The organism is Aeromonas sp. 1HA1 (assembly GCF_029237385.1).
GTDB lineage: Bacteria > Pseudomonadota > Gammaproteobacteria > Enterobacterales > Aeromonadaceae > Aeromonas > Aeromonas popoffii.
Genome location: NZ_JAACGC010000107.1, coordinates 1 through 8,025 on the forward strand (window position 1 = coordinate 1; position 8,025 = coordinate 8,025).

General features: G+C 57.5%; 8 protein-coding genes. 1 reads left to right on the forward strand and 7 read right to left on the reverse strand.

What is annotated here, in order from left to right:
- Window positions 1-220: 220 nt before the first annotated feature.
- Genes GWQ22_RS20090 through GWQ22_RS20115 form a run of 6 tightly spaced genes read right to left on the reverse strand, consistent with a single transcriptional unit; the run spans window position 221 to window position 5,048 of the window.
- Window positions 221-1,399, reverse strand: a complete 1,179-nt coding sequence (locus GWQ22_RS20090) for a hypothetical protein (protein WP_275931431.1) — start codon at window positions 1,397-1,399, stop codon at window positions 221-223.
- Between the two features lie 2 nt (window positions 1,400-1,401).
- Window positions 1,402-2,064, reverse strand: a complete 663-nt coding sequence (locus GWQ22_RS20095) for a TonB family protein (protein ID WP_275931432.1) — start codon at window positions 2,062-2,064, stop codon at window positions 1,402-1,404.
- Entirely contained in the window at window positions 2,061-2,462 is a 402-nt protein-coding gene (locus GWQ22_RS20100) for a biopolymer transporter ExbD (protein WP_005339369.1), read from the reverse strand. The genes GWQ22_RS20095 and GWQ22_RS20100 overlap by 4 nt, the downstream gene beginning before the upstream one ends.
- A complete protein-coding gene (locus GWQ22_RS20105; protein WP_042037184.1) occupies window positions 2,459-2,989 on the reverse strand; it encodes a MotA/TolQ/ExbB proton channel family protein in 531 nt (176 codons plus the stop codon). Before GWQ22_RS20105 ends, GWQ22_RS20100 begins: the two co-directional genes overlap by 4 nt.
- Window positions 2,986-4,290 (reverse strand): MotA/TolQ/ExbB proton channel family protein, encoded by a 1,305-nt coding sequence (locus GWQ22_RS20110; RefSeq protein WP_275931433.1) that lies wholly within the window; start codon window positions 4,288-4,290, stop codon window positions 2,986-2,988. Before GWQ22_RS20110 ends, GWQ22_RS20105 begins: the two co-directional genes overlap by 4 nt.
- On the reverse strand, window positions 4,287-5,048 hold the full coding sequence (locus tag GWQ22_RS20115; RefSeq protein ID WP_275931434.1) for a DUF3450 domain-containing protein: 762 nt from the start codon (window positions 5,046-5,048) through the stop codon (window positions 4,287-4,289). The genes GWQ22_RS20110 and GWQ22_RS20115 overlap by 4 nt, the downstream gene beginning before the upstream one ends.
- A gap of 208 nt (window positions 5,049-5,256) precedes the next feature.
- Between GWQ22_RS20115 and GWQ22_RS20120 the strand changes: the two genes are divergently transcribed.
- Entirely contained in the window at window positions 5,257-6,033 is a 777-nt protein-coding gene (locus GWQ22_RS20120; protein WP_042037178.1) for a LuxR family transcriptional regulator, read from the forward strand.
- Window positions 6,034-6,237: 204 nt separating this feature from the next.
- Here GWQ22_RS20120 and GWQ22_RS20125 read toward each other — a convergent pair whose 3' ends face one another.
- Complete coding sequence (locus GWQ22_RS20125) at window positions 6,238-7,818, reverse strand: DEAD/DEAH box helicase (RefSeq protein ID WP_275931435.1); 1,581 nt, start codon at window positions 7,816-7,818, stop codon at window positions 6,238-6,240.
- Window positions 7,819-8,025 lie beyond the last annotated feature (207 nt).

Here is an 8,025-nt window from a genome sequence, read left to right on the forward strand (position 1 = left end):
CATATTACGCTCCTCACTTCGAAAGTCAAGCGGTTGTTTTCGCTTTTCTTTCTGCGCCCACTTCACAAGGAAGCTGGCTCATCAGGTTGGCGTGTTCCGCCGTGCTGGTAGGGGCGCATTATAGGGAGCCACGCCGGGATGACAAGGGCTTTTTGCAAAAATGCGTTCGCTTGCTGAAAAAGCGAACTGAACGCCCCAAAACAGCCCCTTGGCACCTCTTTTACGCCGCTTTTTTGCTCAACTCTTCGCTTTGTGCCCGGATATAGTTGACCCAGCTGGTTGCCTTCTGCTGCCAGTTATCCTGTTGCTGCAGCTCACGGGCCAGTTCCAGCGCCTGGGCATACTGCTCCTTATTAAGGTGTGCCTGCACCAGCAACGCTTTGGCACGATTGCCTTGTTCGCCTTTTACCGACTTGATGGCAGCAAGCTGGGTCATGGCGGCATCTGTCTTGCCCTGTTGCAGCAGCAGTTCGGCGGCACGCATGGCAGCTTTGGGCTGACCGTGCTGGTTGGCCAACTGTTGCCAGCTATCGACTGCTTGTGACCACTCCCGGGCACCTTCCCACAATTGGGCCAGCAGTTGGCGGTTTTCAGCACTTTGCTTCATCTGCCCCTTGGCCATGGCCGCTTCCAGCAGACGGGCACCACGATAAGGCAGCCCTTGCCAGGCATAGAGGCGGATCAGCTGGTTGCGAGCTGATGCGTCATCCATCAGTTTTCTGTCGATGGCTGTCTGCAGCAGCGCCAGCGCCTGATCGCCACGTTTGGCGGAGAGGCTGAGCGATACCGCCTGTTGCCACCATTTGCTCTCTGTCGGCTCATGGCGGATCAGTTCGGCCGCCTGATCGGCAGCCACGCCATAACGTTGCTGGGCGGTAAGGGCTGAGAGACGAATGATAGCGGCCTGCTTGTGCCAACCCTGCTTCAGTAACTGTTCGCTCTGACTGGCGGCATCACCGTACTGCTTGTTGTGGTAATAGAGGCCGGCCAGACGCAGGTGCAAAGCATCATCTTGCTGGAGCGCCAGTGCCGCCTTGTAGCTGGCAATGGCGCCGGACCAGTTGGATTGCTGGGCCTGAATATCACCGCGCAGACGCAGCAGCTGAAGCTGTTGCTGCTCCGGCCACTCTTTATAAGCAAGGGCCTGTTCGACGTAGCGGCTCGCCTGGGCGGTCTGTTGCAGATTGGCTGCCAGTGAGGCTTGCAGCTGGGCCAGCCAGGCGCGCTCGGCATCGCTATTTGGCTTGAGGCCGGAAGCCTTGCTCTGGGCCTGTTGCCACTGGCCGGACTGATAGAGCTTCATCACGGGTTCAAGCTGACGGGAGAAGTGAGGGCTGACCTCCATCGCCAGACAGGCTTGGCCGACCAGGGCCAGCAGACAGATCCAGATCCGCAACATTGTTATGACTCCAGTTTGAATTTGAGCGTGATGACTTGCACCAGCTTGTCGGTGGCGCCCGGTCTCGGCTGATAGCGCCACTTATTGATCGCCTGAATGGCCGCCCGCTCGAACTGACGCTTAGGTCTAGCCTCGACCACTTCCACATCCTGCACGCCACCTTCGGCATTCACGCTAAAACGCAGGGTGACGAATCCTTCGATCCCTGACTGTTGGGCACGATAGGGGTAAACCGGCTCGATCCGTTGCAACGGCATCAACATGTCACCAGCGCCGATACCCGCCCCCTGCTGCTGGCCGTGGTAGTTGCCACTCAATACCGGTGCGGTACTGGTCGCCACACCGGGGGCATAGACCTGCACAGCACTGAGGCTGGAGACCAGATCCAGGCTCGGCTCAACGGCCGACAAGGGGGCCGCAGCCGGCATCGGCAACGGTGTCGAGGCCAATGCAGCGGGAGGCTCGGGCAAGGGATCGGGTTCCTGCGGCACAGGACGCTCGCGCACCTGCACCTCGGTCACCTCGTTCTGCATATTGATGACGATGGATTTTTGCTCACTCGCCACCTTCTCGCCTCTAGGCGGTTCAACCAGCGTGGCCATGAACAGCAGGATGCCCAGACTGAGGGCGATCCCCAGTCCCAGGCTCATCAGCTTGTATTTCATTTCGGCGCCACCGCCACGGCGATATTGGCGATACCCGCCGCCTTGGCCTCATCCATCACCCGCACTACCTTGCCGTGGGGCACCCGTTCGTCGGCCTGGATCACCAGACTGGCATCGGGCTGCTCCGCCAGCAGGCGGGCGATAGTGGCCTGTACCCGTTCCACATCGATCTGCTTGCGGTCGAGGAAGATCTGACCCTGAGCCCCGATCGCCAGCATGATGCTGGAGGATTTCTGCGCCTTGGCCTGACTGGCCTGGGGCCTGTGTACCTCGAGCCCGGCTTCGCGTACGAAGGAGGTGGTGACAATAAAGAAGATCAGCATGATGAACACGATATCCAACATGGGTGTCATGTCGATCTGCACTTCGTCACGCTGGCGTTTGGATTGCCGTCTCATTGCATTACCTTCTCTTCTCGCAGGCCGTCCCGGGTCTTGGCCAGCGCACGCTTGGCCTGGCTCTCGAGCCGACTGAGTAACAACACGCCTGAGAGCGCCACCACCATGCCTGCCATGGTGGGGATGGTGGCGCGGGAGATCCCGCCCGCCATGCTCTCCGGGTTAAAGCGGTTGGCCGCGGCCAACGCATCAAATACGCCGATCATGCCGGTCACTGTGCCCAGCAACCCCAGCATGGGGCAGAGCACCACCAGGGTGCGGATGAAGATCAGATGACGGTTCAGCTCCAGCTCCGCCTGCGCCAGCCAGCGGCTGCGGATCGCCCGAGCGTGCCAGCTATGGCGCTCGCGGCGGGCCTGCCAGCGGCCGAGCAGCTGTTGCTGCAAGGGGCCAAAACCCAGATTGAGGTAGAGCAGCCGCTCGATCATCAAAATCCACATCAGCACCAGCAGGGCCAGAATGACCCAGAGCACCGGGCCGCCACGGCCCATGAAGCTCTGTAGCTGTTGCCAGATGTCGAGCATCATGCTGCTCGCTCCATCCCGCCGTTATTGCTCTCGGCGCGCTCGGCCAGAATGCCGGCCACCTGCTGCTCCAGCACATTGGAGAGTTCGGTGAAGCGGGATTGCAGCAGGCTGTGGGCCAGGATCAGCGGAATGGCCGCTACCAGGCCCTGTACCGTGGTGACCAGCGCCATGGAGATGCCGCCCGCCATGATCTTGGGATCGCCGGTACCAAACTGGGTGATGGCCTGGAAGGTGCCGATCATCCCTGTAACGGTACCGAGCAGACCCAGCATGGGGGCGATGGCCGCGATCACCTTGACCATGCCGATGCCGCGCTCCATCCGAGGGGTCTCCTGCAGGATCGCCTCATCAAGACGCAGTTCGAGGGTCTCCATGCTCAGCTCGGGGTGTTTGTCTGCCACCGTCAGCACCCGACCGAGGGCGTTGTCGGCGTGATACTCGCCGCTCTTGAGCTGGCGACGCACTCGCGACAGTTCGCGGGAGAGGCTCCACAGCCGTACCGCAGCAATTCCCAAACCGATGGCAGCCAGCAGCACGATAATGGCACCGACCTGACCACCTTGTTGTACCTGCTGCCAGAAGGTGGGCGCCTGTGCCAACATCGCCAGCAGAGTGCCATGAGCAGGATCCAGCGGCAGCGCTTCCCCTTCCTGACCCTGATACGCCGCGACTGTAGAGAGCACTCTACCGGGCAGACCCAGCACCGGACTCAAGCCTTCAGCGGTCGGCTGCAGGAAGCCTTCGCTCCCCAGCAGGGCAAAGCTGCCAACCCGGGTCAGCGACTGCTCGCTGGCAGCCCCCTGGGCATCGAGCACCTTGCCGTTGAACTGGGCAATCCGGCCAGATTCGCGGATCTCTTGCAGCAGCGTGGCGGGCAGCAGGGCAAGGGCAGCGCGATCCGGCACCTGTTTATCCTGTGCCATGGTTTTCAGCGGGGCGAGGCGATCAGGATGCTGCCCCTCGACCGCAGAGTCGGCCAGCAACTTGACCGCATCGCTGGCGCCCTGACGGGTGACTGCGAAGATCTCGTTCATGTCGCCGGAGGCTTGCTCCCACTGGGCACTGAGCTCAGTCAGCTGCTTCTCGTTGCTGGCGAACTGGCTGGCCAGCTCCTTGCTCAGACGCTGGGCTTCGGCCAGTTTGGCGCGGGCCGTGCCAAGCTCCTTGGCAGCAGTCGCTAAGTCTTGCTGAGCCTGCTGTTCGCGGGCCTGCTCCTGCTCCTGCCACTCATCGGCGACAGCGGCGTTGGCACCGCAGGAGAGGGCAATAAGGAGGGGGAACCACTTCATGGTGACTCTCATGATTGCGCCTCCTGACTGCGGCTGACAGAGAGGGGGACATTGAGCAACTGGGGAACTTTCTTGTCGGCAGCCACATCCATCGCCTCGGCGACGGGGGAGAGCCACTGGCTGTCGAGGGCTTGCCACTGCTTCGCCTCGGCTGACCAGCGCCATGCCAGGCTGCGATCGGCAGTCATCGCCAGCAGGGAGACCCGACCCAGCGCCAACACATCGACCCGACGCGGGGCACCATCCAGCTCCAGCTCGGCGGAATAGCTGTCCATCCGGCTGCCATATTCGGCTTCAATCTGATAGGCCTGCAGCAGCTGACGGAGCTTCTCGGCCTCGCTCACGTCCGCTCGGGCCAGGGTCGCTTTCAACTGTTCAACCCGCGCCAGCCGCTCTTCCCGGCGCAGCGGGATGTCGTTTTGCACCAGCTGTTCCAGATCTGCCTGCATCTGCAACATCAGCGGGATCAAGCCCTGACGGGTCTCTTGCACCGCTTCCAGCTGCTGGCTCAATTTGCCCAGCTCATTTTGCTGATCGGCCACCAGAGATTGCATGTAGCGGTTGTAGGCTTCGAGGTCGCGCAGTTGCAGCTGGGTATTTTGCAGCTCCAGTCGTGCGGCAATGGCGGCATCGGCGGCTTTTTCCACCCGCTGCTGGGAGGCTTTCCCGGCAGCTATGCTGGTGTTGAGGGCAGGAGCAACCAGCTCATCCCCGATGGCAGCAAAGTGGACTGACAATGGCAACAAGGCCAAACTCCAAAACTTGTTCATGATACAAATCTTATCAATGATAACTATTCTCATTGTCTCAAAGAGTGGGGTCAGAGGCAATCAGATGATTTTCTTGGCCTTCGGCCGAAAAACAGGATAATTTTTAAGCAAGCACGGGAGTCACTGGCGTTGGTCGTCACAACACCAAATTAGTTAATAAAAAATATCTTTTCGATCAATGTGATAGAGATCGAAAAAGGAGATCTACATGTTTAACGATGCGATCTGGGAACACATAGAGCGGTTCACCAAGGCCAAGGGGACCAGCGATATCCAGCAGCAACTGGAGCGCTTCAGTCATCAGATGGGATTTGATTACTTCCGTCTGCTGATTATTTTCCCCATCAGCATGCAGAAATCCCACGTGGCCTTGTTCAACAACTGCCCCACCAGCTGGTTCGAAGCCTACAGCGAGCGGCACTACCTGACCCAGGACCCAGTGGTCTTCCTGGGCCTGAAACAGACCCAGCCCATCTTCTGGAACAAGCTCGACTGTGACTCTCCCTGGCTGCCCAGCGCCAGCCGGGAGGTGATGAATCTGGCAGCCGACTTCGGAGTGAGAAATGGCGTCTCCTTCCCGCTGCACACCCCGCAGGGGGAACACGGCATCCTCTCTTTCATCAGCAAGGAAAAATCCAATTCCGATCTGATGTTTGAAAACGTCCCCTTGTTGTCGTTCTGCGCCAGCTACATCTTCAATTCGGCGTTGCAGCTGATAAAAAGCAGGCCGGATCTGATGAAGCACCTCACAGAGCTGTCGGATCGGGAGAAGGAGTGCCTGTTCTGGGCCAGTGAGGGCAAGACCTCATGGGAGATCGCCACCATACTCGGCATCAGCGAACGGACCGTTAACTTCCACCTCAATCAGGTCACCAACAAGACAGATTCGAAGAACCGCAACCAGGCGATCGCCAAGAGCATCTCCAGCGGCATCATAGTACCCTCGCTGGAGGACGTGACCATCACCAACCTGCGGCTGTCATAGCGACCACCTCGCCAGCCAACCAGACAAAAAAAGAGCCGCAATGCGGCTCTTTTGTGGGAGGATAATAAACTTTGATAAAAAAATCGCTGTTTTTGGTTGCTTTTTAAGCTATTTCGAATGAGAAGTTTGATAATTTTAAGCTCAGCCATGAACATCATTGCATATTGATGCGATAATAAAGTTTGATAAATTTATAATGTTTTATCAAAGCCCCTCAATGACACCCTGACTAGACGAATCAGGATCCACATCCTCAAAGCGATAGCCCATCGCAGCATAGCCCTTGGCTCGACGGCTGAACATCCTCTCCAGCATGGGATGCCCAATATCGATGTAGTCATGCACTTGAACCTCGGCTTTACCATCACTCACTCGATGGATCCGTCCGACGTATTGTGCCAAGGTTCCTTTCCAGGAGATTGGCAGCACTAAAAACAGCGTGTCCAAGCGTGGTAAGTCGAACCCCTCACCGACGTACTTACCAGTAGCGATAACCGCATCGGCCTTCCCCAAACGCTCTTTCTCTTCCCGCATCTGCGATGCCTTCATACCACCTTTTAATGTTGAAATCTGGTAACCCAATACTTCAAGGCGCTTGCTCAGATCTTCTGCATGGCGACGACGCTCTGTCAGCACGATAGGGCTCCGTCCCACCTGAATGCTGCGTACAATGTCCGACACGATCCGGTCTGTTCTCACCTCATCCTCAATCAGCCATTTAAAGACTGCGGAAATATGTGGCTTGTGCTCCTTGTCCATCAACGCCGCCGGTGGAGTTGTGTTGACTACACAGCGATACAGCGTCTTCTCAAAATCTGCCTGTTCCTGTGCTTTCGCGCGAAAACAGATAGGACCGGCCTGCATAAAAATGATCGGTTGGTGCCCATCCTGACGCTGGGGAGTTGCCGTCACCCCCATGACATAACGAGGGCTGAGCTCACTCAGTAGATGTTCGTACCGGGGAGCCGACAAGTGATGGCACTCATCTACAATGACTTGACCATATTCAAATGCAAACGGCTTGATGGTATTGTCAGTGCGAGCCAACAAGCTTTGATATGTTGCCACATCGATTTGGCCAGTTGGCTTTGCCCGTCCCCCGTAAACGACACCAATCTCCACATCAGCCAGAAATGACTGAAGCCGCTCCTGCCACTGCAACACCAGCTCCTTGGTATGTACCAATACCAAAGTATTGACCCGACGCTTGGCGATCATTCCTATCGCCGTGATGGTTTTCCCAAATGCCGTCGGCGCATGGAGGATCCCAACATTCTGCTCTGCCAGCGCATTCACAGCCAACTGCTGCTCTTTACGCAAAGAACCCAGGAAGCGGACCTCTTTCAATGGCGTTCCTTCAGTCCGCTCATCACGCAGCTCAGTGGTAATGCCTTGTTCTGCCAGCAACTCCAGCAGCGCATCCTGCGTTCCTCGCGGTAAACTCAAGTAGTTTTCCTCCATCCTCGCACAACAGATGTGGCGAGGGATCCCTGCGGTTGAAAATCGCAGGGCCTGTATTTTGAAGAACTGAGGATTGGAGAATGTCGCCAGACGCTTTAGCCGCGCAAGAAGCTGCGAAGGTAATGAGGCTGTTGGAACATGGATCATGTTGGCCAAAACCAACTCGACTTTGCTAGGGCAACCAGCAATACGGCCATTCTCCACCGGCAGCCTTGCTTCCCAAGGTGTTTCTGATGAGGCAGCATGCTCCGAATGCGCCAGTTCACAACCAAATTGCTCGATGATGACCTCAATCTCTGCACTGGTCATCGTGTTGGTTTGCATCAATGTCAGCCAAGGATCAACCTCCTCATTAAAATCAGCATCAATAAAGGTGCTGTTGCCGTTTTGCCTGGGGCCATATTGCGTAAGCGCCGTTAAATCGACCTACTTGCCTTTACCGTATTGCGCCACTTTTTTTGCAATCGGCTCCAGCGGGACGTTCCATGGCAGCAGGGCTTCGAGCTTTTCCAGGGTATCGGCCTCGCCAAT

Coding starts and splice junctions, on each gene's coding strand:
- GWQ22_RS20110 (WP_275931433.1), bottom strand. CDS start 4,290: ATGAGAGTCACCATGAAGTGGTTCCCCCTCCTTATTGCCCTCTCCTGC.
- GWQ22_RS20125 (WP_275931435.1), bottom strand. CDS start 7,818: ATGCAAACCAACACGATGACCAGTGCAGAGATTGAGGTCATCATCGAG.
- GWQ22_RS20100 (WP_005339369.1), bottom strand. CDS start 2,462: ATGAGACGGCAATCCAAACGCCAGCGTGACGAAGTGCAGATCGACATG.
- GWQ22_RS20090 (WP_275931431.1), bottom strand. CDS start 1,399: ATGTTGCGGATCTGGATCTGTCTGCTGGCCCTGGTCGGCCAAGCCTGT.
- GWQ22_RS20105 (WP_042037184.1), bottom strand. CDS start 2,989: ATGATGCTCGACATCTGGCAACAGCTACAGAGCTTCATGGGCCGTGGC.
- GWQ22_RS20115 (WP_275931434.1), bottom strand. CDS start 5,048: ATGAACAAGTTTTGGAGTTTGGCCTTGTTGCCATTGTCAGTCCACTTT.
- GWQ22_RS20095 (WP_275931432.1), bottom strand. CDS start 2,064: ATGAAATACAAGCTGATGAGCCTGGGACTGGGGATCGCCCTCAGTCTG.
- GWQ22_RS20120 (WP_042037178.1), top strand. CDS start 5,257: ATGTTTAACGATGCGATCTGGGAACACATAGAGCGGTTCACCAAGGCC.